This window comes from Edaphobacter sp. FHG110511_03 (assembly GCF_059115365.1).
Map to the genome: position 1 here is coordinate 1 of NZ_JBZYWL010000016.1, position 22,316 is coordinate 22,316.

Sequence of the window (22,316 nt, forward strand, 5' to 3'; positions counted from 1 at the left end):
CGAACGCAATTCCAAGCGGGCTAGTGGCAGGAAACCTCGCCTTCCTGCGCGCTACTCTCCTCGACCGCACCGAGCAGTCCGTAGCCAGCATTGTTTACCAGCACATCGATGCGGCCGAACTGTCAGTCCAGCATCAACTGCTTTTTTCGCTTGCAGTTCGTCGGTTACATCAATTTGGGGGATTCAAATGAATCACCTTCGGTCGACAGGACGCGTGCTGCACACGCCGAGTTGGCCAGCTTGCTGGAACTGACACCGAAGGATTCTGGTGACCAGGTGAACACCCATGAAGGCGATTAGCTGTCTCTGGGCTACCGTTCGGAGGTTTCTAATGTTCTTATGGGTCAGACCGAAGTTCCCTGGTACCGGGATCCCTAAAAGGACGAGGCTGGACGAAACGTCGCCAACCGTTGCTAATGCCAAAGTCTTACCTCACATCGGCAACTCGATTCCGGCCGAACTCGGCGGTGCTTCGCACTGCAGCTAACATTTCTTGTCGTATTAATCCGCTGAATGGTTTGATCAGAATCCAATACGCACAAAAGCGTCGTCTTGTGGCGGCGTCAGCGCACAAAACTCGGGTCTCGGTCTTCAGCTCTGTGGCTCCGTTCGCCTGAGCACCTACTTCGAAGCTCCATGCCGCCTTCGCGGTTCCTGCAGGGGCAGGTGCGCGGAATTGAACAGGGTTGGGCGCGCGCAATTCTCCGCGAGCCCGCCAAAAGCGCCCAATTGTGCCGAGCACAAGTTCTTCGCCACGTCGCTCGTCAAGTAGAGCGAAACCTTCCAAAAGCATCTGGTCAAGAGTAAACTGCCGTCGAAACAGTTGGTCGTAAAAGCGGTGCCATGTCTTAACCGGTCGCGATGGAAACGATGGTATTGTACGTACTGCATAGAGTAAGCGGGTTACGCCCCAATGGTCGAAGTTAGTCGTCCACAGACTTGCATAGACCATCGCAGAAGACGCGACGATGCGCGTAGCACAACGAATTCGTACATCGAACTGGGGTAGGTACTCATCAAGAAGCATGCGACGCTCCATCAATCCGACGTCAACGCTCGAGGCCCAAACATCTTAAGACCCGGACAGTCTGCTCGAACATGTTCGCACTGAATTGAACCCTGATGAAATGGCGGCCGGCGTTGAAGTGCATTTCGGTCCACGTACGACAAGCCGTGAAGAATTTTCCGAATCTACGACCGCAGTCTCCAATACTTTGTCATTTTTCAGAACCTTGCGCACATGGCTATGAGTGCGCACTAAGGATACGCATCGATCTTACGAAAGTAATGCTCGTTGACCGCCGCACTGTAACCCGCCTTCCCGCTTGCAAGAGCAAGGGTGTCGAGCCTAAAATTCTCACGCTTCCTTACGAATGGACCTCCACAAATGGAGGACCGCGGGCACAAGTGGCATGGGGCCGGGTCGTACATATCCGAGTGTGTCGTCGACGATCGCCAGTATCACAAAGTTAAGGCATCTGGAAGGCGCTATTGCTGTTCTGGTATTTCACTCCTCGCCTCTGAAAAGACAAACCTTGAAGAACCGTATTAGCAACATGTCTGACAGAGCTTGCTGATCATGTTTTGGCTCATTCTCACTCCACCGGTCTTTACCGGCACGGCAGGCCGGAACTGCAGGCATAACAGAAAGGGTAATCCCTATGAACAGCAAACCTACAATACTCGTCATCACTTCCAACGCTGACTCGATAACCCTAAAGGATGGCAGGAAAGAGCATGCGGGCTACTATCTTAACGAGCTCGTTATACCCGTACAAGCAGCGCTTGATGCCGGCTACCAAATCGTTCTGGCTACACCTAATGGCACCAAGCCGATCATGGATCCTCAATCAGCCAAAGCGGCTCATTTCGGCGGCAGTGAAGAGGCCCTCCGAAAGGCACTCGACTTCCTTAACACCCACCCAGCGATGCAGAACCCGCGCTCATTCCGTTCCGTGATTGAGGAAGGTCTCGATAAATACATCGGGTTCTTCGCCCCAGGAGGACATCCGCCGATGGTCGACCTGATGCAGGACCCCGACCTTGGCGAGATCCTTCGTTATGCCCATTCCACGGCAAAGACGACCGCGTTTCTCTGTCACGGACCAATTGCCTTAGCGGCAGCGATGCCGAAGGCGAAGGAATTCCGTGCGGCACTTGTAGCAGACAAGCCGGAAGAGGCCAAGAGGCTTGCTGAGGGTTGGCAGTATGCCGGTTACCGCATGACGATCTTTTCGAACGACGAGGAGCACTATGCAGAAGAGAACTACATGGGTGGCGGCAAAATTCCGTTCTACGTCAACGACGCTCTGAAGATCGGCGGCGGCGACGTCTCCATCTCCGACAAAGGTATCTTCAAACCGTTTGTGATCGAAGATCGTGAACTCATCACCGGCCAGAACCCGCCTTCCGACCACGAGATGGCTGACCGTTTTGTTAAGGCCCTTGATCGTGCCACTTCGAAAGCTGCGTAATACAAATGCACTTCGGAGGCTGCTCGGTTTGCAGGAGAGAACATGAGCAGCCACCGTTGTCCGGACGAGCCAGGAGCGGATCAAAAAAAACGGTTGCGCAGCCGCTGATGTTTCCCGTCTGAAATTTCGGAAAGCTGAGGAATGGAGACAGAATCATGGCACAGAAGATATGGATGATTACGGGAGCTTCCCGTGGGTTTGGGTCTGAAATCGCAAAGGCTGTACTCGCTGTCGGGGATAAAGTTATTGCAACAGCCCGAAAGGTAAATGCGCTCGATCATTTGTCTAACAATCCGAACTCCTTTGCAGTTGCTCTTGATGTAACCGATGAACTGCAAACGAAAAAAGCAGTTGATGCTGGACTGACACAGTTCGGCCGCATCGATGTACTGGTAAACAATGCTGGCTACGGACTGCTCGGTGCGGTCGAAGAGAGTAGCGCGCAGGAAGTCGAGAACATTTATCGGACGAACGTCTTTGGTCTCCTCAATGTAACGCGCGCTGTTCTCCCCTCAATGCGCAAACAAAAGTCTGGACACATCATCAATATCTCTTCGATCGGTGGTTATAGCTCCTATCCAGGTTGGGGAGTCTATTCGTCAACCAAGTTCGCAGTTGAGGGATTAACAGAATCTCTGCATGATGAACTTGCTCCCTTGGGTATTCATACGACGGTCGTAGAGCCAGGTTTCTTCCGGACAGATTTCCTTGATAGCAGCTCCCTGATTACTACTGCAAATGTCATCAGCGATTATGCAGACACGGTCGGCAAGATGCGCGACTCTTTGGGAGGCCACAACCACCAACAGCCGGGCGATCCCAGCAAGCTCGCCCAGGCGATTCTGCAACTCGTGAAGGCAGCTGAGCCGCCAGTGCGTTTGCCACTGGGGACAGACACGTTAAAACGAATTGCAGATAAGAACGGTTTTGTCGAAAAGGAAACCGCGATGTGGCGCACGGTTGCGGTGTCCACAGACTTCAAGTGAAGGGTGTCGCAGTGTCCTTAGAGGAATGTCACAAAGGAGACAAGATGCAGTACAAACATCTAGGGAAATCCGGACTGATGGTCTCTCTCGGGTGTACCTTGGGTGCATGAGTTTCGGAGACTCGACGAAGGGACGATATTCGATACGCGGCAAGAATTGTCCTGTGACTGAGAGTAACGCGCACGAACTTCAAAAGCGGATCAGACGCAAAGCTTCTTGAGTGATAGCCAGTTAGCGTCAGGTAGAACGATCTCGGACGAAAGCATCGCATGGCAGTGGGACCTCGTCGAGCTCCTTGGCGTGATGGGCTCCCCATGCAATTAAAGACTCCAAGACGGGCCGCAGGCTTTCCCCGAGCTGAGTGAGCAAGTATTCGACCCCCTGACGATCCCCGGCGCTGGGCCGCCGGCTCACCATTCCATGTTCCTCAAGTGCTCGCAGTTGCTCGATTAACACCTTCTGTGAGATGCCGACAATGCGCTTCTCCAGCTCGCAGGTGCGATGCGCGCCATTCAGCAGCACATAAAGGATAATCGCCTTCCAGCGCCCGGAGAGGACGCCCAACGCGCGCTCGACGGGAAAGTCCGGCAAATTCTTGATGATCTTCATTTGCAACCACTGACCAAACCGTGTGTAGATGTGACGATTACTGAAAAGTAAACTCCCAACTATGATACGTCTTTTCAAACCTCAATTGCTGGGCGGGACTGTTTCGCTGAAAAACCGCATTGTCATGGCGCCCATGACTCGCACACGGACGTCCGATGGTGATGTCCCTAATGAGCTGATGGCGACCTATTATGGGCAACGGGCCAGTTCTGGCTTGATCGTGACCGAGGTAGCTAATGTGGCTCCATCTAGCAAAGGCTACGCTCATATGCCCGGCATCTACACGGAAGCCCAGCGGAAGGGCTGGCGTTTGGTGACCGATGAAGTTCACCGCAATGGCGGCACGATATTTTTGCAAGTATTTCACGTCGGCAGAATGGCGCATCCGTCGCTGATGCCAAACGGAGAGGCGCCCTGGGGTGTCACCGAACAAAGGGCCGAACATTCCGACGTGTTCGCCCATGGCCCGGATGGGCGGCTGGGCTATATGCGAGCAGGCACTCCGAGACGCCTCGGTACGGATGAAATTTCGGCTTTGGTCGGCACCTTTTCTCAATCCTTCGTCAACGCGCGGCAAGCAGGCTTTGATGGTGTCGAAATCCATGCAGGCAACGGCTATCTGATCGACCAGTTTATGAACTCGGTGCTCAATACGCGCACCGATCGCTACGGCGGATGTGGCGTAGAAAATCGTACGAGGTTCCTGATGGAAGTCGTTGAAGCGGCGGTGCGTGAATTGGGCCCGGGACGTGTTGGCGTTCGCCTTTCTCCATTCGGCCATTTCAACTCTATGCCGGCAGACCCTCTCGTCGAGGAAACGTTGCTGTACGTCTGCGATCAATTGGGTCGTCGCGGGATCGCATATATGCATCTGGTCTACGAGTTGATGCCTGCGGGAAACATGGAGAGCAGCGAGTTCAAAGAATGCCACATCGATCACGCTTTGCTTGTCAAGGTTCGTGCGACCTTTCCTGGCGCAATCATCTGGTGCGGCGGCTTCACTAGCCGTGAGAGCGCTCAGGCTGCTCTCCACACCGGGTTAGTCGACCTGATCGCCTTCGGCAGACCATATATCGCAAACCCGGATCTTGCTGAACGTCTCAAGCATGGCTGGCCGTTAGCCGAAGCGGACCGATCCACTTATTACACCCGATGCGGCGGGGTGGGTTACACGGACTTCCCTGCATATCCAGGCGGTAGCGCTGCAAGCGACGCAGCCTGAACTGTGGCAGCGGGTCGAGCAGGCACCCGTACTGAGCGTGATTACTGCATCCTCCAAAGAAGCCATAGAAGGACCGCGCTCGGCACTGGAGCTTCGCGTGGTATTGGCAATGCGGTAGTCGCCGGGCCTGCGAGTGACCGCTTCTCGTTTGTCGTCAATACGCAGAGACATTTCAGAAACATCTGAGATCGTTCACAAGCTGCTTCAATCGCTAAACCTACTGACTCAGTCCTCGAGTACCATACACCACATTCACAAGCCCCACATAGCGGGAGGCCACCGTGAGCGCAACAGCCGAGGACATCGCGGCTACTGCCCATCGTCCAAGGTGACGGGCAAACCGGAAGCAATCTTTGAAGTGCCCAAAGTCGAGTTGTCGGAGAGTTCGAGGCTGAAGGGCCGGTCGAAGTTGCCAGAAAGCCCGTTTTTCGGCAGCTACCTGAGCCACTTGTCCGATAAACCGGTAAGTGTCCAAGTTGCCGACTTTCCGCCGCGAAACCCGCCGGCACTCATCGTGAGAGCTCGCATACCCAATTAACTTCCCATGTCTTTCCGCCGTCTGACGAAAAAGATTGTTCCATTCGCGATGACTTAGGTGCAATGTCGAGCCAGACATAGCGCACAAGGACAATCACCAATGAGAAAATCGAAATCGTGAGATCCGTCTCGCTGTGTAGCCGGTGGCTGAGACCGGCGAATTCTGGAGTCCCGAAACTGCATGAACATTACCGATAAAGAGTGCACCACTGATGACGGCTTGCAGGATGGATCCAAGTCGAATCAATTTCATGCCCGCTATGCTCTCATGGGCTCGAGAGCTGAGGCAACGCCGAAATGTGAATCTGTGTCTATGGGCAAATGGCCGTATAACCGGCTATATCGATAGGAATTGGGAGTTGCTTGCACCGTTTGCCACCGCAGAAATAACTGTTCCTGCCTTCTACATTTATGGCGACCGCGATGTTGTTGTTCGTTTTCCGGGCATGGAGCAAACTATCGCGAACCTTTCGAGCCGTGTCATCGATCTGCGTGGAAAGCTGTGTCTCGAGGATTGTGGCCACTGGACGCAGCAGGAACGGCCTGCTGAAGTGAGCACAGCGCTGATCAAATTTTTAAACGATCTCTGAAGATTTATTTGTGGCGAGCCGTGGACCATCATTGCGGGCGCACGGCGTTACCGGCACACCCATGGGCTAATTTGCTTTTCCTATTAATTGCGAAGGATGAGCGGGCACGCCATCAAGCCAATCCGGCCAGTGCTCGACAATGTTCGTTATCAGAGGAACTCCTGCTCTATAGAGGTTCTCGAGTGCCGGCGCAAAACCTCCCGCAGATTCGAAGCTGAAGAGACTTTCATACGCCGTCTGGCCCTTGTGCTGACGATCGAATCAGACCCCGCACGCAGAACAGCGATTCGCTTTGGGTCCACCCGCCCTGCGGCAGCGGCGCGTGTTAACGCCTCGTACGTGGCGTTATCTTCTTCCTGTGATGTGCAATAGGCACCCTTGCCACTCGTCAGTTGCTTTGTCCACGTCCGCGCACGCTCACCAATCAGATTGCCAGCCCACCATGTATCGCCCGAAAGCGTGTCACATTGAAGTACTGTGGGCGGCCTGTTTGCGGGCGCATAAGTATACTGCGCTCGTGTGGCTTGTGCCTCTGGGCTGTCCGCTAGGGCAACATGTTGCGATAACGAAACTCCTGCATTCACAAGATCGGCATTGATCTCGAACAATTCCGTGTGATTTAGTACGGTGTTGGGGAGAGCGTCCGGAGTCTCCGCGCCAACAGCAACAAAACCGCTTGGCCACCCTGCTGGCTTTTCGCGGGAGTCAAGCTCCCACTGAGAGCCAAACTCCACCAGATATTTGGCCCAGGCCACCGAGCCGAGCGTGCCTTGCATCGGATCAATTCCAGCGATTCCCGCTATCAGAAAATAAGTGTGACGCAGATCGAACTGATTCGAAAAAGACAACGCCATAAGGGATGCAGCCGCATTGGCATGTCCCATGTCCGTTGTCATCACGCAAACTCCTTTGCGATTGCAATGGACATCACGATAATCAGGAGCCAGACCCGGCACGCTGATCGTGTCCCATGGCCCCAGGCGGTCAAGCCAGGTCTTGGCTTCAAGATCGAACATGGTAACGATCATGACTTTAACTTCGCGGCCTCCGCCTACAGAATACGGAGACGATTGTGTCTGCCCCAAAGCTTGAGCAAACCCACCAAACACTGACGTTGCGAGAGCGCCAAAAACGAAGACCGAACTTAGTTTTCTTTTCTTGGTACTTATTGCGGCGGTCCAATGACTGAAATACGATGTTGCTTTCGTGCGTATGGCAATGTTCATCTAACGCCCTTCTTATGTAATGAGTGAAAGTGCTTTGGCAAATACAGAGAATCGTCGTTTGTTGTTAAGTACGCGTGTAAGCCACTTCTATTGGCCGCATATTCCCTGCAAAACAGGCGTCGTTGCGGCTGGACATTACAACACGCGGACTGGCTTTTTTATTCCATTCTCGCCAGGAGGACTTGAGCCTTTTGAAGATTTAGGATCGATCTTGTTCTATCAAGCCTTCCATCACATGATGAAAGAGCGAATCCATGTACTTCTTATCGAGAGTCCCGCTGCCGATGAGCAAGCGATAGTAAATCGCTCCATAAATCGCATCGATAGTAGCCGCAATGTCAATGGTGGACCGGAATTATCCAGCCTTTATCCCCGGCAAGAAAATCTGCCTATCGAGTTTTCTACGAGGCTCAATCCATCTCTTGCGGAATGCGAGCTCTAGTTGGCCATGCCAGCGCCCGATGGAAGCGATCTACGAAGGGTGACGCGGAAAAAGAAGCCCCAGACAGGCCACCTGAGGCTTTGCGAGTAATTTTGCCTAATCTATTAACACGCGATGCGCGTGTAAATTCCTCAATGGGTTTCCATTCGCTATCCCTCTTCCAACGAATCGTGTCAAAAAGAGGCCCGGAGGGCGACACCGTACAGAATGCAAGGCAGCGTGATTGGAATACGAGATACGCTTTCATCTGGAATGGGCCCAACCCCACACTAGCCCCATCGACGCCTCGCAAGTAAGACACTAGACTGTCCAGAAAATGGCTCATGAAATAGGAGAACTTATGAAATTCATTTCGATAGATGGTGAAATGCTGATCAACCCGCAATTCGTCGTTGCAATCCTTCCCAGCGGGAATGGTGGATCTACTCTTACGATGGTGGACGGGAAGGTTTATCAGGACTCGCAACGAACTCCTGAGCAGGTGGAATCTAACATCCGTCAAAATTCCTAAATGTGGTGTATACGGGTGATACGGGTTAAGCCTCAAAATCGCGCGTGTAGTCGATTCCGATAACAAGGGCCTTACGCATGTATGACCTCGACGGCTAAAGACCGGCTATAAAACTGGCGACGCGGTCCCAAGTCTATATCCTCGTCGATACACCCGGAAGAACCGTTCTGTCGTCGGTATAGACCCAGATGGCATATATAGGCTTCTTCTCTTCTTTCGCACAGTCAATTTCCCCCTTCTGGCCGCTTGAATTCAATGAGTTCTTACTCACCAGAACGATGACACCTTGGGAAGGCAGGCTGCGTGCGGACTTTGTCTTTCCAATCGCTTGTATAGGCGTCTTTGACTGATATCGACGTATTCAAAAAGGAACCTTGGCATTGAGCGCGTGGCCTCTAAGAAAGTCCCGTTGGCAATCGTCACTAGCGCTGCTAAGTTCTTAATCCACTTCGAGACATCGGTATCTGGTCTGTCATTTGGTTTTGATCCTGTCGGTAGTGAACTTGTGTCGTCAGCCTCACCTTTTTCGTCAGCCATATCCTCCTTCGGTGCCAGCCAGTTTAGCGCCTTTGTTTTGTCCCCTTAAATTCGTCTTTCCGGCCACTGGGATGTCAAACACCTTGTGGTCAAGAAAAGTTGATAGTCCGCGTTTCCAAACAGGCAAATTCCTTCGTGCCGAGTGGAATAAATTCGAATGAAAACGTGGACTGTGTGTCTTATAAGTTGTTGAAAAGATAATGGCCAGAGACGGGTCGACGTGCCATTACATAAATCCTGTACAGGCGAACACTAGGCACCAATGCAATCTATCCATCAGTTCTCAGGGGTCAAAAGAAGGAAAGACGAGATCCCCTGGTGCTACCTCCCTCATGGACTCATAGAACCGGATTGCGCCTGTCGCCCCGGAAGCGTTTAGGAGACCAGAGATACTCGCCCTGAAACTCTTGCCGGCGCGTCTGGTTCTGATTGACCCACCAGTAGTGCATTCGGGCGACGGCTCCTTCCAAGCCTTGCCGTATCTGAAATCTTATCGCACCGCCCGCAAACGCGAGCGTGTGCTATCGACCCCGGGCACGATCATCCTGTGAAGGAGATGAAAGCGCTGTGAAGTTTAACCACATATCCGTATCCCGCGAACGCCCATTTTGTTCATCTTTTCTGAAGCTCGCTTTGAAAATAAAAATATGGGCAGCATGAAACGTTGTAGCCCTCGCACTGCTCAGAGAATGGCACCGGAGAGTATGCCCCTTTTAATGGAGTCTAATTCCGCCGGAGACGATCCTGGGTGCCCCAAGAGTCAGCAGAGGAGTCCTTCCCGCTTCGACTCTCTCGCTCGCCACATTCTGGACGGAGCCCCATACTCTAAGCCACGACAGGAAACGATGCTCGGTATAGAGGTCCACTTGAGCGAACCCTACCAGACGATACTGGTTTGAGGAGTCATCAAACTGCTGCCCGCTCGTTCGAAGATAAACCCCGAAGACTCCCCACCTCTCTTGCTCCATTCGAGCCTCTAGAGATCCCGAGTTCCTCGGAACTTGCGCCGTCCACTTCCCCACTAACGTGGGATCGGCTTGAAACTTCGTCACCGTCGAATCCGCATACTGATACCCCGCCTTCACCACTAAAAACTCCAACGGGCGTATCTCCGTCCCGAAAACCTTGCGCTTTAGCGACCTTCAAGTACTGCATTTGCGATATCTTCCCCTTGTCGAATACGGATCGACGATGGAAGGCAGATTCTGGAGCTTGCGGAATAGCGGCTTCCGCTTTTCGGGCATGAAGTAGAGCCTGACGAAACGAGTCTGGTAGATTAGTTATAGATTCTGGGGTGCCCGCAAGGGCATAACAGGGAAGCCGGTGTGAATCCGGCATGGTCCCGCCACTGTGTTCAGGAGACGGACTCTTCGTAAGCCACTCGATCATACCGAGGAAGGCGAAGACTCCGGAGCGTTAAGAATAAGCGCTCAACCTGTCAATCAGGAGACCTACCTCAGATTTAGTCTTGATTCTTCTCCGCGTGGAAACGGGAAGCAATCGCTCAAAGATCTTTGAGCTTTGTGCCTCTTTTCCCGCTATTGGTGAGGTGCACTTGTTCAGATCGATGTCGCTCTCCTCCTCTATCGCTCGGAGAGCAGGCGCTCCATGAGAGTTGGGGAACACTTCTGTCCAGGCGTCCTTCATTCAGTCGAGGCAAAAGACGGTCTGCTCATTCGAATCAGGGTGCCTGGGGGGTTGATCGAAGCAAATCAACTCAGGACAATCGCCGATCTGTCCAGTGGCTTTGCCGACGCCACCATTGAAATCACCTCGCGGGCAAACCTTCAGTTGCGCGGAATTCGGACCGAAGACCTCGGCCAAATCGTTGACAGCATTTCTTCTACCGGGCTACTCCCCTCCCAGCAGCATGATCGCGTCCGCAATATCATCACCAGTCCCATCGCCGGGATCGACCCCGGGGAACTCATTGATCCGCGACCGCTCATCCGTCAGTTCGATCAGCGTTTGCAGGCCGACGCAGCCTTTGTAAACCTCCACCCTAAGTTCAGCTTCGCGATTCACGGCGGCCCCAAACGGTTCAGCCGCGATATCGACGATGTCTCTCTCGCGGCTGAACCGTTTGGTGCTACACCCTATTTTCGCTTTTCCCTCGGTGGAGTCTCTTCGCGCTTCGTGGTGAAGCCAGGTGACGCCGTCGACTGCATGTTGGCAACAACAAGGATGTGCATCGTACTGGCGAAGGAGTCCAGCCTGCCCGTTCGTGTGAAAGCGGTCATGGCGATCTCCGGAGCGATGGAACGTGTCCTGGATGCCCTCTCGCACATGTTGCAGCCGTCGCCTCTTTCGCTGCCCGCTACCACAGTCAACGAACCCTTTATGGGCATCTATACCACGACTCGAGGCCGAGTGAACATCATCCCATCCGTCCCACTCGGTCGGCTCAACCCGGAACAGGCACGCTATCTCGCCGACGCGTCGAACGAGTGGGCAGGTGATCTTCGACTTGCTCCGTGGCGCGGTGTTGTCCTCGGTTCTATACCGAAGAGCGCGGCAGGCAATATCATTGCCCAGCTTCGCGCCATAGGATTGCCCTGTGAGCAAGCAGACGGATTTCAAGGAATTGCAGCTTGCGCCGGAATCACTGGGTGCGATGCGTCGTTGGCCGATGTGCGGGACGACGCAGCTTCGCTCGCGCGGCGCCTTTTAGGCCATGCTGTGCCTCCTGGATGGACGGTGAACCTATCCGGATGCGACAAGCAATGCGCACGTCGGCACGGCGCGACCGCCGAACTTGTCGCCGGCCCATTGGGCTACACCCTCAATGTCAAGGGACGTCGTGTGGCGTCCGACTGTTCACGTGAATTCGCGCTCGATGCAGTCGTAGCACTGCACGAAAATTTGCTGTCCGAGGTTGCTGCCCGATGAACTACGTCAAAGATGGCGCGGCCATTTATCACGAGTCTTTTTCCATCATAAGAAGAGAGGTCGATCTATCTGCTTTTCAGACCGATCTCGCTCGCGTCGTCGTCCGCATGATCCATGCGTGCGGCATGACGGACCTGCCACAGGATGTCCAGGCGTCGCCGGATGCCGCCTCGGCGGGCGTCAATGCGCTGCTCGCGGGTGCGCCACTGCTTTGCGATGCGACGATGGTGGCGAATGGAATTACGCGTTCCCGGCTCCCACGGAATAACGAGGTCATCTGCGCGTTGAGCGATGCGCGAACTACTGAACTTGCTGAGAACCTACACACCACCCGAAGTGCCGCCGCTGTCGAATTATGGCGAGAGAAACTCCCCGGCTCCGTCGTTGTCATCGGCAACGCTCCCACTGCGCTCTTCCATCTACTCGACATACTCGACGATGGAGCGCCGCGGCCAGCACTGATCGTTGGCATACCTGTCGGATTCGTAGGCGCGGCCGAATCCAAAGCAGCACTTGCCGCCAATCCGTTTGGAATTCCTTTCCTCACCGTGCGAGGACGGCGCGGCGGCAGCGCCATTGCGGCGGCAGCCGTCAATGCGCTCGCGAGTGAGAAGGAATGAGCACAGACGCACGAAGCGGACGTCTCTTCGGAGTCGGTGTCGGTCCTGGCGATCCGGAACTGATTACGGTCAAAGCGCAGCGTGTGCTCAGGCAGGCGCAGGTTATTGCCTATCCGTGTGCCAGACATGGACAGAGCAACGCTCGTTCGATCGTTTGCTCGGAGCTGATTCATGGCCAGATCGAACTACCGATGATGTACCCAGTTACGACAGAGCAGACTGACCATCCCGGAGGATATGAGGTGCTGCTGTCGCAGTTCTATGATGAGATGGCCGAACAGATCGCGGACCACCTTGCAAACGGACGAGATGTGGCCATTCTGTGCGAGGGCGACCCGTTCTTTTACGGGTCGTATATGTACCTTCATGACCGTCTCGCTCATCGCTTTTCCACTCAGGTAATTCCTGGAGTTGCCTCGATTATGGGCGCAGCTGCACAGCTTGGAACGCCGCTCGTCCGCAGGGATGCCGCGTTCACGGTGCTACCCGGAACTCTCTCGGAAGACGTATTGATCGCAAAGCTAAGCCAGCAGAGTGCCTTTGCCATCATGAAGCTCGGCCGGAACTTCGCCAAGGTAAAGCGGGCCATCGATACCGCCGGTCTCGCTGACAAAGCACTCTTCATCGAACGAGCGACGATGGCTGCCGAACGCATCATCCCGCTCCGCGAGGTCGATCCGCTCCATGTCCCCTACTTCTCGCTCATCTTGATTCCCGAAGCAAGTCAGGTCCAGCGGGACGAAACCATTCGGAGTGCCGGTTGGATCTCCGTCGTTGGCCTAGGCCCGGGTGCTGTTAGCTGGATCACGCCCGAAACTCAGCAGGCTCTGACGGAGGCGACAGACCTGGTCGGTTATCACACCTATCTCGATCGAGTCCCTGTGAGATCCGGTCAGCGCCGCTTCGGCTCCGACAACAAGGTTGAGGCGGACCGCGCACGGCACGCTCTTTCGCTTGCTGAAACAGGCCGTCGCGTTTGCGTCGTTTCCTCGGGTGATCCGGGCATCTTTGCCATGGCTTCCGCTGTTCTGGAATGCGTTGACCAGGGACCGCCAATCTGGCGCTCGCTTGATATTCGCATCCTTCCCGGATTGTCGGCGATGCAGGCAGCAGCATCGAGAGTGGGAGCTCCTCTAGGGCACGACTTCTGTGTCATCTCGCTCTCCGACCGACTCAAACCCTGGGAGATCGTGGTGAAGAGACTGGAAGCAGCAGGTGCCGCCGACTTCGCGATCGCAATCTACAACCCGATCTCATCGCAACGACTATGGCAACTCGCCGAGGCGCGCACGATCATCGCCAAACACCGAGGCCCTGAGACACCTGTTGTCCTTGCACGCAGCGTCGGCAGGTCAGACGAACGAATCACTATCACCGATCTTGAACACTTCGATCCTTCGCTCGCCGATATGCAAACGATCGTTCTCATTGGTTCCTCAACAACCCGGGCGATTGCATTGTCGAACGCCAGGAAGCTCATCTACACTTCCCGGATCTATGGTGACAGGAGTTCTGGCGTATGAGTGCCGCTGAGCGTTGGTTGTCGATCGTAGGCATCGGCGAAGATGGTTGGGATGGGCTGAACAGTGAGGCCAAACGAGCGGTCGAGTCCGCTGAGTTGATCTACGGAGGAGCCCGCCACCTTGCCCTCGTACCAACTGCCGGTTCATCCGCAACCCGCATCCCTTGGCCTTCTCCGATGACCCCGGCCGTGCAGCAAATCCTCAAGGAGTATCGCGGAAAGAAGAGAGTGACCGTGCTCGCCAGTGGCGATCCGATGCTCCACGGTGTGGGAGTACCCCTCACCCGTGACCTTGTCGCAACCGAGTTTCGCGTTATTCCGCAGGTCTCCGCTTTTTCTCTCGCCTGTGCGCGGCTTGGTTGGCCGATGGCAGAGACGACCCTGATTACGCTGGTCAACCGACCGGTAGAGCAGTTGCTTCGTCGTCTCTATCCTGATCAACGGATTGTCATCTTCTCCGAAGACGGCGGCACGCCGGCGACCGTTGCTCGGCTCCTGACGGAATCTGGATACGGATCAAGCAAGATTGATGTCTTCGAAAATCTGGGTGGTTCCTCAGAGCGCAATATCAGGGATCTGGCGGCATGCTGGCTGAACAGGCAGTGCAGCAAGCTGAATCTGATGGCGGTCCTCTGCGTTCTCGACACAACAGCCCGGCCGCTGTCTCTGGCTCCGGGTTTACCGGACGATACCTTTGATACAGATGGGCAGTTGACCAAGCGGGAGGTTCGCGCGGTGACGCTCGCCCGTCTCGCCCCGCTACCAAACCAAACCCTTTGGGACGTCGGAGCCGGCACCGGATCGATCGGTATCGAGTGGGTGCGTGTTCATCCCTCGTGCTCCTGCATCGCCATCGAAGCGCGAGAGGACCGGGCAGTTCGAATCCGGGAGAATGCCGCGCGGCTCGGGGTACCAAGGTTGAGGGTCATTCAAGGGACTGCGCCCGCCGCCTTTGCAGGCCTGCGGCCCCCGGATGCGATATTCATCGGAGGAGGCGTCAGCAACGACGACCTCTTCGACGCTTGCTGGGCAAAGCTCTCGCCCGCTGGTCGTCTAGTTGCAAACGCAGTTACGCTGCAGAGCGAAGCGAGCCTTGTCGCACGACATACACTTTATGGAGGCGATCTGATGCGCATGACGGTATCCCGAGCCGATCTGATCGGCGGCTTGTATGGATGGCGACCGATGATGCCAATTACTCAGTGGACGGTGACCAAGCCGTGAGCGATATGATCCAGCGTGAGCGTCTCTCCATCGGAATCGGCTGCTCTTCCCGCGCCTGCAGCGATGATGTCATCCGACTGATCGAAGCATCCGTCGATCAGATACCTTCCGGTACCATGATCGCGACGCTAGACCGTCGCGCTTCGATAGGCGAGATCGTAGCATCGACCCTGGGCCTGCGACTTGTGCTCTTCCCGGCGAGCATCCTTGCAAGCGTCGCCGGAGTCACCACACATTCGCCATTCGCTCTCTCGAAAACACGGACCGCCAATGTCGCAGAAGCGTCCGCGCTGGCCTCACTTGGCTCCTGTGCGCGTCTCATCGTACCGCAAACGAAAGGCCGCTTCTGTACCTGTGCCATCGCTACGCTTCCCATAACGGTGCGTCCATGATCGTCCACTTCATTGGCGCAGGTCCAGGCGCCGCCGATCTCCTTACTCTGCGGGGCCGGGATCACATCCACAACTCACCAGTTTGCCTCTATGCCGGATCGCTTGTGCCCAAGGAAATACTTGCTCACGCACCACTCGGCGCCCGCATCGTCGACACGGCCGAGATGAATCTTGATGAGATCATTGCGGAGATTGCCGACGCGCACGCCAAAAGCCTCGACGTTGCTCGCATTCACTCCGGCGATCTCTCCATCTGGAGCACCATGGCAGAACAGATTCGCCGCCTAAAGGTGCTTGGTATTGCTTACGATGTCACTCCGGGTGTTCCTGCATTTTCCGCCGCCGCCGCCGCTCTCAACCAGGAGCTCACGCTGCCGAATGTAGCTCAGACCCTAATCCTCACTCGCACCTCGACAAGGTCCACACCGATGCCAGCAGGAGAAGACCTTGCAACCTTAGGCCACACCGGTGCGACTCTCGCCATTCACCTGTCCATCATGAACCTCGACCAGGTATCCTCCCAATTGTTACCCCTCTACGGCGAAGACTGTCCGGTCATCGTCGTCTTCAGGGCCAGTTGGCCCGACCAGCGCATCCTGCGCGGTACTCTGTCGACTATTCATGGGATTGTCAAGGCATCCGGTATCGATCGCAATGCCCTCATTCTGGTTGGGCGGTCTCTCGACCAGTCGCCCTTCGGCGAAAGCTACCTCTACTCCACCGCAAGGAACCGCACGGATGCATCCGAACAATAGTGCAATGGACGCAGACAAGGCCATAAAGATGCAATCCGTTACAACCCCAACTCGAACTCACATGCCACGAGTTCTCATTCTGGGTGGAACAAGCGAGGCATCGGAGCTTGGCACGCACTTGGCTGCGAGATCCGATGTGACCGTGATCTCATCCCTCGCCGGCCGAGTGAGCCAGCCCAGGCTGCCCGCCGGGATTGTTAGAGTTGGAGGCTTCGGCGGAGTTTCCGGATTGATCTCTTATTTGGTCGATGAAAATATCGGAGTGGTCATCGATGCGACCCATCCCTTCGCCTCGAAGATAAGTGGCAACGCCGAGTCGGCATGCAATACCTTAAGCCTTCCGCTTATCGCGTTGGAACGCCCACCGTGGGAGCCACACGAGCACGATTGCTGGTGCACGGTACCCGATGCACAAGCCGCAGCGTCAATGGTCAATCATCAACGCAACCGTGTATTTCTCTCCATTGGACGGCAGGAGCTTGGCGCATTTTCTGGGTGCGAAGCCACATGGTTTCTGGTGCGTGCCATCGATGCCCCCAGCGAAACGTTGCCCGCCAACTCAAAACTGATTCTGAAGCGTGGCCCGTTTAATCTCAACGATGAACTGCGGATGCTTCGTTCTGAGTCCATCAACCTCATCGTGTCCAAAAATAGCGGTGGCACAGCAACCTATGCAAAGATTGAGGCGGCGAGAGCCCTCCGGATACCAGTTGTCATGATCGATCGCCCACGGAAACACAACGTCCCGACTGTATCCCAACCGGATGACGTGCTTCAAAAACTTGCACATCTACTGCGAATGTCCCCGACTGCGATGTTGTCTCCCACGGAGTAACGGTTTCTATGAGAAAGCTCTACCTAATTGGCATTGGCGCTGGCAATCCCGAATACATCACGGTGCAAGCGATCAAGGCACTCAACCTCGTGGACGTATTCTTTTTCATGGACAAGGGCGAAACGAAGCAGGACCTCGTCAACCTCAGAAAACAGATATGTGAACGATATATAGAGAACAAGTCATATCGTGTGGTCGAAGCAGATGATCCTGTTCGTGACCCGACTATATCGGATTACACAACTCGCGTTGAACTCTGGCATCTACAAAGAGCCTTGATCTATGAAGAGATGATCGCACAGCAATTGGAAGAGGGTCAGTGCGGCGCTTTCCTCGTCTGGGGTGACCCATCACTCTACGACAGCACCCTTAGAATGATCGAGTACATCATGACCCGCGGGAGGCTTTGTTTTGAGTTCGAAATCATCCCCGGCATCACCAGTATGCAGGCGTTGGCCGCCCGGCACAAGATCTCTCTAATTGGGATAGGTGAATCAATCGTCATTACGACAGGCCGCCAACTCGCTGCGGGCTTGGGTCGCACTGCAGAGAGATCAATCGTGATGCTGGATGGGCAATGCTCCTTCAATACTTTGCTTGATGAAGAGCTTGATATTTTCTGGGGTGCTTATCTGGGAATGGAGCAAGAGGTTCTCCTGTCGGGAAAAATCGCTGACGTGGCAAGGAGGATCGTAGAAGTTCGGAATGAACAGAGACAGAAGAATGGTTGGATAATGGACACCTATCTTCTAGCGAAACCAAAAGCGGTTGCTCAAGCCGGATTACCTCACACCGGCACTTCCTGCGATCACAACGATTTGTGACGGCAGGTGACTAGAGCAATCGGGAACTCATGATCATCTACTCGGAAGACCTCGCACCGACGGGCGCGAAAATTCGATGACCTCATGCCAGATGGAAAAGACACTGAGAGATGCCGCAGATACAACGAGCCCTCATCGGCCGCGCAGAACGACAAACCTATTTGCTGTCTCTGCCTCGATAGGCGACACAGACTGGGAGGAAGAACCTCCAAGCGACCTTGAAAGTCTCGTTTTGAGCAAGTTTGCAAGCGTGCATCCGAGCCTGAATCGAAGTTGCTCAGAACTCCGTTGCAGGAAGCCCTCTTCTTCAAACGAATTATGGTTCTCTAAAAGATGATCATGTTTTCCCGTTGCGGCGACACCGTACTCCGATGACTGCGAGCGCGTTTTGGTCCTAGAGGGCCGAACGAGAAATGGCCACCTCGATTCTCCTCTCAAATCCCAATCGGCACCGAGCTCGCTTCAACACATCTCGTCCAGAGTGCAAATAGAAACCCGGTGGAGTACAATGTGGAGTCGCAAATACAACCAGAAGCAAGAGTCCAATTACGGAAAAAAAAGACGAAGCCTTGACACCTGTGACCTGCTCATAGAGAACGAGCATCTCGGAAGCTGACGGGCGCTTCCGAGATACCGCTTTCTCCCCAAAACGGCGATTGAAGATCGTAGATAGTCTCACAGTGGCACTTCTTCTTACGTGACCAGCTCTTGGGCGAACATTTCAATTGTCGTCGGCCCATGGAACTTCTCGGTTCCCGGGTTATCGAAGTGAATCCAGCCAGAGTTGAAACTCTTCACCATCTCGATGTAGAGCCCAGTCCGGTCGGCCGGCATGCCCATCGCTTCCAGAACGCCCTGCCAGGCTGCCTCGGGCAACTGTACGGCCTTCACCTCGCGGCTCAAGGCATTGCCGAACGCGGCCGCCGTTTCGTGCAAATCTGTTCCACCCTCCGGCCCTTCTACCTCAAGCACGCGCTCGCCCGTCCAGCTTTCCTGCAGTATTTTGGCGCCCGCTTGGCCGATGTCACGTGTGGCCACAAGTGGGAATTTGCGCGTGAGTGGCGCATAGAAGAAGGGCATCTCCCCTATCGCACGTATGTGGTCCAACGCTCCAAGCCAGTTTTCCATGAAACTGCCCGCGCGCAAATACGCCACAGGAATTGGGAGCGTGCGCGTTGCCTGTTCGATCAGGTGCGTCGACGTAATCAGCCCTAGTCCACGTGGTTGCTCCGAACCGATGGACGAAAGAAACACTGCCTTGCCGGGCTTTGCCTTCTCAAGCGCCTCCCGGATCGCCGCGATCGTGCGTTTCTGGTCAAGCAGCCCAGGAGTCGGCGCAAAGTCTGGTGGAATCATCGCGAACACACCCTCCGCTCCCGCGAAAGCCTTTGCGAGGCCCGCCTCGTCGTCATAAGCTGACTGCACTAGCCCCACGCCTCGATCAGCCCAGGCTTTCGCCTTCTCCGGATTGCGCACCACACCCCGCACCGTTTTCCCCGCCATGAGCAGATTTTCTGCCACTGCTCCGCCCACTTTGCCCGTAATTCCCATCACTGTGAACATGACATTTCTCCTTCTATGCAAGTAGATACTTGTATTCCAATAAAGATGCAAGTTTTTACTTACATGTTTGTTATCTGCGAGAATCTTCCTGTGACCGTCTTCGATCCAAACCGCAAGCGCAACGCGCGAGGCGAGCAGCGCCAGCAGGAGCTCCTCCGCGCCGCTGCCGCAGTCTTCGGGCGCCTTGGCTACCACGCGACCACTACAAACGCGATTGCCACGGAAGCGGGCGTGTCTCCGGCCAGCCTCTATCAGTTTTTTCCTAATAAGGAAGCTATCGCCAGCGCGCTGACCTCGATGTATGCACGCGAAATGGCCGAAGCGGAACGGGCGATCGACCCCGAAGGCGTGTTGAGCTTCACCGAAGCCGTCGTTGAGTTGATCGATGTATGCATGAGTCTCAACCGAAGGCGCCCCGAGTTCCACACCCTCGTGGTCGATGCCCCACTCTCAACTGCCGCTCGCGAAGACAAGCAGGCCCTTGGACTAGCTTTCGTTGACTTCATTACGGCGCGCCTCCGGCGCGAGCTACCCACACTCTCGCACTCCGAAGCGGCTCATCACGGGCAGGTCGCCCTTATGATCTTCCGCGGAATCCTCGACGAGCTAACCACCGCCTCTCCCCGCGCCCGCCCACGCCTGCAGCAGTCAATGCGCGATGCCATTCTTCGCTATCTCCAACCAGTTATCACACAAACGAAAGCGGCTCTGCCCAGGAGGAGCAATTCGCAAGAGATGTAGAGCATCACACGCGGAAGGCATATGGCGAAATGCTTTCATGCATTACAAAGAGGGGACATTCTGCTCAGGCCGACTGATTGGTAGTGAAATGCGAATCCGGGTGTGGACGGTTTCCTCACGTGATCGATACAGAGTTAGATGTTCGAGCAGAACTCGGGGGATCTGCAAGCCGGCTCCGGACCGAAAGCCACAATCTCCGCGAGCAGTTTCTCAATGCAATGAGTCCCACGCCGGCTACAGCGATCGTGGTTAATGCGAGACCGGCCCACGCTAGAAGTCTCTCGCCAACCCCTGGAACCTGCTGGCAATAACAAATCAGAGCAGAAGCGAGGGCCGCACTCGGAAAGGTGTAAGCCCACCAGGCGACCGATACAGGGAGTGCTCGGACCGCAAGCTGCCACAAGCGTAGTACAAGCAGAGCGAAAAACAGGGCCGTGAATAAGATGAACCGATAGACCGCGTCCACGCGGCCCGTAAGTTGCAGCCAGGACAGACACCCGACCGCGGGCGAGGCGACAAAGATCGCTAAGCTCGGTGCGAGACGCCTGCGTCAACTTGTCATCACAGAAGATAAGCCGGTGAAGCAACAGCGGCACGAAGGCAATCCAGGAGACCAGCCCAACAGCGAGCAAAAACCAGGACGTCTCGTGAAACCCAAGTGACACACCTGGCAAAGTAGCAGTCACATTACCGACGATTGGAATCAGCCAAGCCGGCGTGGCGTGTCGAATTTCAGTAGGCTCAGCTATCCATCGTCCCAAAAGGGTGAGGAAGAGCACAAGCTGACTACCTGTGCCTAGTGCCCAAAGGAACAGTGCCGCAGATGGCGCATGGGGAAGGATTGCAGTTTTGAGGCTGTACAAAAGCGGAGAGTGCGATGAAGAGCATTACGCCGACCGCGATCAGCCACTCGCCAATCGCGTGTGGAGCGGCGAGCACCTGAGCCGCCGCGCGCCAGGACAGCCCGAGACTGCAGATGCCCATAACCGAGCTAAAAGCGACGGCCGGCGGATTCGTGGGGGCGTGCTCGGCCGGCCTTGTCAATGTTTCCATGAAACTCCTAATTCCACCCAGGATTGTAGTCGCGGAATTTCGCGACCCAAGGTCGGCCAGCAACGTTGGATACGAGTCACGCCACTCATACAACATTGGGCCGCGTACGGCGCTACTAGTTAAGAAACCACTCAACCAGTTGTTCCAGAGTCGCTTTGCCCTTCGCCAGGCTCACCTCTGATTCCTGACGATCTCGATTCCACGCGTTGTCCACAATCACGCTCCGAAGATCTTGAACACCTACAAGTTGCAGCCAAAAGTCCAAATAAGCAGCCTGGTGATCGAATCGCGAGGGAGGTATAGGAGTACCCTCCAGGAAACGTGAACCACGTGTATAGACGACGATTGCCTTTTCCACGTTCAAGAGAGGGTCATACTGTTTGCCGTCGTAGGCAAACAGATAATTTCGCTGCGCCACGAGGTCAATCAATTGTTTGAGCTTGTAAGGCAGGCCAAAGTTCCACATTGGAGTTCCTAAGACGATTCGATCGGCATTCTGAAAGCGTTGGATCAACGATTGAATACGCTCCCATACGTTGGACTCTGCCTCCGTCATCGGCTCGTGCTTCACTGCTTTGTACTTCGCTCCAATTGCCTCGTAGTCGAACTCCGGTAGTCGTTCATGCCAGATGTTCAACGTATCCACAACTATCGAGGTGTTGTCGGATTTGCACGCCTCGATGAATGATTTGGTAAGGCTAATCGAATCGGAAGATTCGCCTCTTGGTGATGACTGAATTTCGAGAAGTTTCACTTGGTCCCTC

General features: G+C 55.0%; 22 protein-coding genes, 3 pseudogenes and 1 riboswitch. Of the genes and pseudogenes, 16 read left to right on the forward strand and 9 right to left on the reverse strand.

Annotated features, from left to right (window positions below; genetic code table 11):
* Nucleotides 1-191, forward strand: a 191-nt coding sequence (locus AC5S26_RS28540; RefSeq protein ID WP_494188348.1) for a hypothetical protein, incomplete at its 5' end; no start/stop codon positions are given.
* A gap of 236 nt (nt 192-427) precedes the next feature.
* On the opposite strand, the gene AC5S26_RS28545 is transcribed toward AC5S26_RS28540, so the two are convergent.
* Complete coding sequence (locus AC5S26_RS28545; protein ID WP_494188349.1) at nt 428-1,027, reverse strand: hypothetical protein; 600 nt, start codon at nt 1,025-1,027, stop codon at nt 428-430.
* A 634-nt stretch (nt 1,028-1,661) separates the two neighbouring features.
* Between AC5S26_RS28545 and AC5S26_RS28550 the strand changes: the two genes are divergently transcribed.
* Together AC5S26_RS28550 and AC5S26_RS28555 are read left to right on the forward strand one after the other, a co-directional pair.
* Nucleotides 1,662-2,474, forward strand: a complete 813-nt coding sequence (locus AC5S26_RS28550; protein WP_494188350.1) for a type 1 glutamine amidotransferase domain-containing protein — start codon at nt 1,662-1,664, stop codon at nt 2,472-2,474.
* 155 nt (nt 2,475-2,629) lie between these two features.
* Nucleotides 2,630-3,460 carry an oxidoreductase gene (locus tag AC5S26_RS28555; protein WP_494188351.1) on the forward strand — a complete coding sequence of 277 codons (831 nt, stop codon included), beginning with the start codon at nt 2,630-2,632 and terminating at the stop codon, nt 3,458-3,460.
* Nucleotides 3,461-3,697: 237 nt separating this feature from the next.
* Here the strand turns inward: AC5S26_RS28555 and AC5S26_RS28560 are convergent, their stop codons facing one another.
* The gene (locus AC5S26_RS28560) at nt 3,698-4,069 is read right to left on the reverse strand and encodes a winged helix-turn-helix transcriptional regulator (protein WP_494188352.1); all 372 of its coding nucleotides are present in this window, start codon (nt 4,067-4,069) and stop codon (nt 3,698-3,700) included.
* Between the two features lie 61 nt (nt 4,070-4,130).
* Here AC5S26_RS28560 and AC5S26_RS28565 point away from each other — a divergent pair, with 61 nt between their 5' ends.
* Nucleotides 4,131-5,291 (forward strand): alkene reductase, encoded by a 1,161-nt coding sequence (locus AC5S26_RS28565; protein ID WP_494188353.1) that lies wholly within the window; start codon nt 4,131-4,133, stop codon nt 5,289-5,291.
* Nucleotides 5,292-6,127: 836 nt separating this feature from the next.
* Nucleotides 6,128-6,418, forward strand: coding sequence for an alpha/beta fold hydrolase (locus AC5S26_RS28570; RefSeq protein ID WP_494188354.1), 291 nt, complete (start codon nt 6,128-6,130; stop codon nt 6,416-6,418).
* 66 nt (nt 6,419-6,484) lie between these two features.
* Here AC5S26_RS28570 and AC5S26_RS28575 read toward each other — a convergent pair.
* Nucleotides 6,485-7,644, reverse strand: a pseudogene (locus AC5S26_RS28575) (purine-nucleoside phosphorylase).
* Between the two features lie 34 nt (nt 7,645-7,678).
* Between AC5S26_RS28575 and AC5S26_RS28580 the strand changes: the two are divergent.
* Nucleotides 7,679-8,086 (forward strand): hypothetical protein, encoded by a 408-nt coding sequence (locus AC5S26_RS28580; protein ID WP_494188355.1) that lies wholly within the window; start codon nt 7,679-7,681, stop codon nt 8,084-8,086.
* A gap of 340 nt (nt 8,087-8,426) precedes the next feature.
* Complete coding sequence (locus AC5S26_RS28585; protein WP_494188356.1) at nt 8,427-8,597, forward strand: hypothetical protein; 171 nt, start codon at nt 8,427-8,429, stop codon at nt 8,595-8,597.
* A gap of 1,250 nt (nt 8,598-9,847) precedes the next feature.
* Here AC5S26_RS28585 and AC5S26_RS28590 read toward each other — a convergent pair.
* Nucleotides 9,848-10,234, reverse strand: coding sequence for a TonB-dependent receptor domain-containing protein (locus tag AC5S26_RS28590; protein ID WP_494188357.1), 387 nt, complete (start codon nt 10,232-10,234; stop codon nt 9,848-9,850).
* 175 nt (nt 10,235-10,409) lie between these two features.
* Nucleotides 10,410-10,607, forward strand: a riboswitch (cobalamin riboswitch).
* 135 nt (nt 10,608-10,742) lie between these two features.
* On the opposite strand from AC5S26_RS28590, the gene cobG reads away from it, so the two are divergent.
* The 8 genes from cobG (at nt 10,743) to cobF (ending at nt 18,195) form a co-directional block, all read left to right on the forward strand.
* Complete coding sequence (gene cobG, locus AC5S26_RS28595) at nt 10,743-12,023, forward strand: precorrin-3B synthase (RefSeq protein WP_494188358.1); 1,281 nt, start codon at nt 10,743-10,745, stop codon at nt 12,021-12,023.
* Entirely contained in the window at nt 12,020-12,643 is a 624-nt protein-coding gene (locus tag AC5S26_RS28600; RefSeq protein WP_494188359.1) for a precorrin-8X methylmutase, read from the forward strand. The genes cobG and AC5S26_RS28600 overlap by 4 nt, the downstream gene beginning before the upstream one ends.
* On the forward strand, nt 12,640-14,166 hold the full coding sequence (locus tag AC5S26_RS28605; protein WP_494188360.1) for a precorrin-2 C(20)-methyltransferase: 1,527 nt from the start codon (nt 12,640-12,642) through the stop codon (nt 14,164-14,166). The genes AC5S26_RS28600 and AC5S26_RS28605 overlap by 4 nt, the downstream gene beginning before the upstream one ends.
* Entirely contained in the window at nt 14,163-15,389 is a 1,227-nt protein-coding gene (gene cbiE / locus AC5S26_RS28610; protein ID WP_494188361.1) for a precorrin-6y C5,15-methyltransferase (decarboxylating) subunit CbiE, read from the forward strand. Before AC5S26_RS28605 ends, cbiE begins: the two co-directional genes overlap by 4 nt.
* Nucleotides 15,390-15,394: 5 nt before the next feature.
* Nucleotides 15,395-15,781 (forward strand): cobalamin biosynthesis protein, encoded by a 387-nt coding sequence (locus AC5S26_RS28615; protein WP_494188382.1) that lies wholly within the window; start codon nt 15,395-15,397, stop codon nt 15,779-15,781.
* The gene (gene cobM, locus AC5S26_RS28620) at nt 15,778-16,536 is read left to right on the forward strand and encodes a precorrin-4 C(11)-methyltransferase (RefSeq protein ID WP_494188362.1); all 759 of its coding nucleotides are present in this window, start codon (nt 15,778-15,780) and stop codon (nt 16,534-16,536) included. The genes AC5S26_RS28615 and cobM overlap by 4 nt, the downstream gene beginning before the upstream one ends.
* Nucleotides 16,537-16,597: 61 nt before the next feature.
* Nucleotides 16,598-17,371, forward strand: a complete 774-nt coding sequence (locus tag AC5S26_RS28625; RefSeq protein ID WP_494188363.1) for a cobalt-precorrin-6A reductase — start codon at nt 16,598-16,600, stop codon at nt 17,369-17,371.
* Between the two features lie 8 nt (nt 17,372-17,379).
* Nucleotides 17,380-18,195: a precorrin-6A synthase (deacetylating) gene (cobF, locus tag AC5S26_RS28630; protein ID WP_494188364.1), complete on the forward strand. Its 816-nt coding sequence runs from the start codon at nt 17,380-17,382 to the stop codon at nt 18,193-18,195.
* Nucleotides 18,196-18,888: 693 nt separating this feature from the next.
* On the opposite strand, the gene AC5S26_RS28635 is transcribed toward cobF, so the two are convergent.
* Entirely contained in the window at nt 18,889-19,758 is an 870-nt protein-coding gene (locus tag AC5S26_RS28635; RefSeq protein ID WP_494188365.1) for an NmrA family NAD(P)-binding protein, read from the reverse strand.
* A 45-nt stretch (nt 19,759-19,803) separates the two neighbouring features.
* Here AC5S26_RS28635 and AC5S26_RS28640 point away from each other — a divergent pair, with 45 nt between their 5' ends.
* Entirely contained in the window at nt 19,804-20,499 is a 696-nt protein-coding gene (locus AC5S26_RS28640; protein WP_494188366.1) for a TetR/AcrR family transcriptional regulator, read from the forward strand.
* Nucleotides 20,500-20,614: 115 nt separating this feature from the next.
* Here AC5S26_RS28640 and AC5S26_RS28645 read toward each other — a convergent pair.
* The 4 genes and pseudogenes from AC5S26_RS28645 to AC5S26_RS28660 form a co-directional block, all read right to left on the reverse strand.
* A pseudogene (locus AC5S26_RS28645) lies at nt 20,615-21,034 on the reverse strand (SLAC1 family transporter); the annotation flags it as partial.
* A gap of 88 nt (nt 21,035-21,122) precedes the next feature.
* Nucleotides 21,123-21,278: pseudogene (locus tag AC5S26_RS28650) on the reverse strand (hypothetical protein); the annotation flags it as partial.
* 7 nt (nt 21,279-21,285) lie between these two features.
* Nucleotides 21,286-21,552 carry a hypothetical protein gene (locus AC5S26_RS28655; protein WP_494188367.1) on the reverse strand — a complete coding sequence of 89 codons (267 nt, stop codon included), beginning with the start codon at nt 21,550-21,552 and terminating at the stop codon, nt 21,286-21,288.
* Between the two features lie 115 nt (nt 21,553-21,667).
* The gene (locus AC5S26_RS28660; protein ID WP_494188368.1) at nt 21,668-22,306 is read right to left on the reverse strand and encodes an FMN-dependent NADH-azoreductase; all 639 of its coding nucleotides are present in this window, start codon (nt 22,304-22,306) and stop codon (nt 21,668-21,670) included.
* Nucleotides 22,307-22,316 lie beyond the last annotated feature (10 nt).

Excerpts from the sequence above, each read along its gene's own strand:
- AC5S26_RS28545 (WP_494188349.1), bottom strand. The coding sequence starts at position 1,027 with ATGCTTCTTGATGAGTACCTACCCCAGTTCGATGTACGAATTCGTTGT.
- AC5S26_RS28550 (WP_494188350.1), top strand. The coding sequence starts at position 1,662 with ATGAACAGCAAACCTACAATACTCGTCATCACTTCCAACGCTGACTCG.
- AC5S26_RS28555 (WP_494188351.1), top strand. The coding sequence starts at position 2,630 with ATGGCACAGAAGATATGGATGATTACGGGAGCTTCCCGTGGGTTTGGG.
- AC5S26_RS28560 (WP_494188352.1), bottom strand. The coding sequence starts at position 4,069 with ATGAAGATCATCAAGAATTTGCCGGACTTTCCCGTCGAGCGCGCGTTG.
- AC5S26_RS28565 (WP_494188353.1), top strand. The coding sequence starts at position 4,131 with ATGATACGTCTTTTCAAACCTCAATTGCTGGGCGGGACTGTTTCGCTG.
- AC5S26_RS28585 (WP_494188356.1), top strand. The coding sequence starts at position 8,427 with ATGAAATTCATTTCGATAGATGGTGAAATGCTGATCAACCCGCAATTC.
- cobG (WP_494188358.1), top strand. The coding sequence starts at position 10,743 with ATGAGAGTTGGGGAACACTTCTGTCCAGGCGTCCTTCATTCAGTCGAG.
- AC5S26_RS28600 (WP_494188359.1), top strand. The coding sequence starts at position 12,020 with ATGAACTACGTCAAAGATGGCGCGGCCATTTATCACGAGTCTTTTTCC.
- AC5S26_RS28605 (WP_494188360.1), top strand. The coding sequence starts at position 12,640 with ATGAGCACAGACGCACGAAGCGGACGTCTCTTCGGAGTCGGTGTCGGT.
- cbiE (WP_494188361.1), top strand. The coding sequence starts at position 14,163 with ATGAGTGCCGCTGAGCGTTGGTTGTCGATCGTAGGCATCGGCGAAGAT.
- AC5S26_RS28615 (WP_494188382.1), top strand. The coding sequence starts at position 15,395 with ATGATCCAGCGTGAGCGTCTCTCCATCGGAATCGGCTGCTCTTCCCGC.
- cobM (WP_494188362.1), top strand. The coding sequence starts at position 15,778 with ATGATCGTCCACTTCATTGGCGCAGGTCCAGGCGCCGCCGATCTCCTT.
- AC5S26_RS28625 (WP_494188363.1), top strand. The coding sequence starts at position 16,598 with ATGCCACGAGTTCTCATTCTGGGTGGAACAAGCGAGGCATCGGAGCTT.
- cobF (WP_494188364.1), top strand. The coding sequence starts at position 17,380 with ATGAGAAAGCTCTACCTAATTGGCATTGGCGCTGGCAATCCCGAATAC.
- AC5S26_RS28635 (WP_494188365.1), bottom strand. The coding sequence starts at position 19,758 with ATGTTCACAGTGATGGGAATTACGGGCAAAGTGGGCGGAGCAGTGGCA.
- AC5S26_RS28640 (WP_494188366.1), top strand. The coding sequence starts at position 19,804 with ATGCAAGTTTTTACTTACATGTTTGTTATCTGCGAGAATCTTCCTGTG.
- AC5S26_RS28655 (WP_494188367.1), bottom strand. The coding sequence starts at position 21,552 with ATGGAAACATTGACAAGGCCGGCCGAGCACGCCCCCACGAATCCGCCG.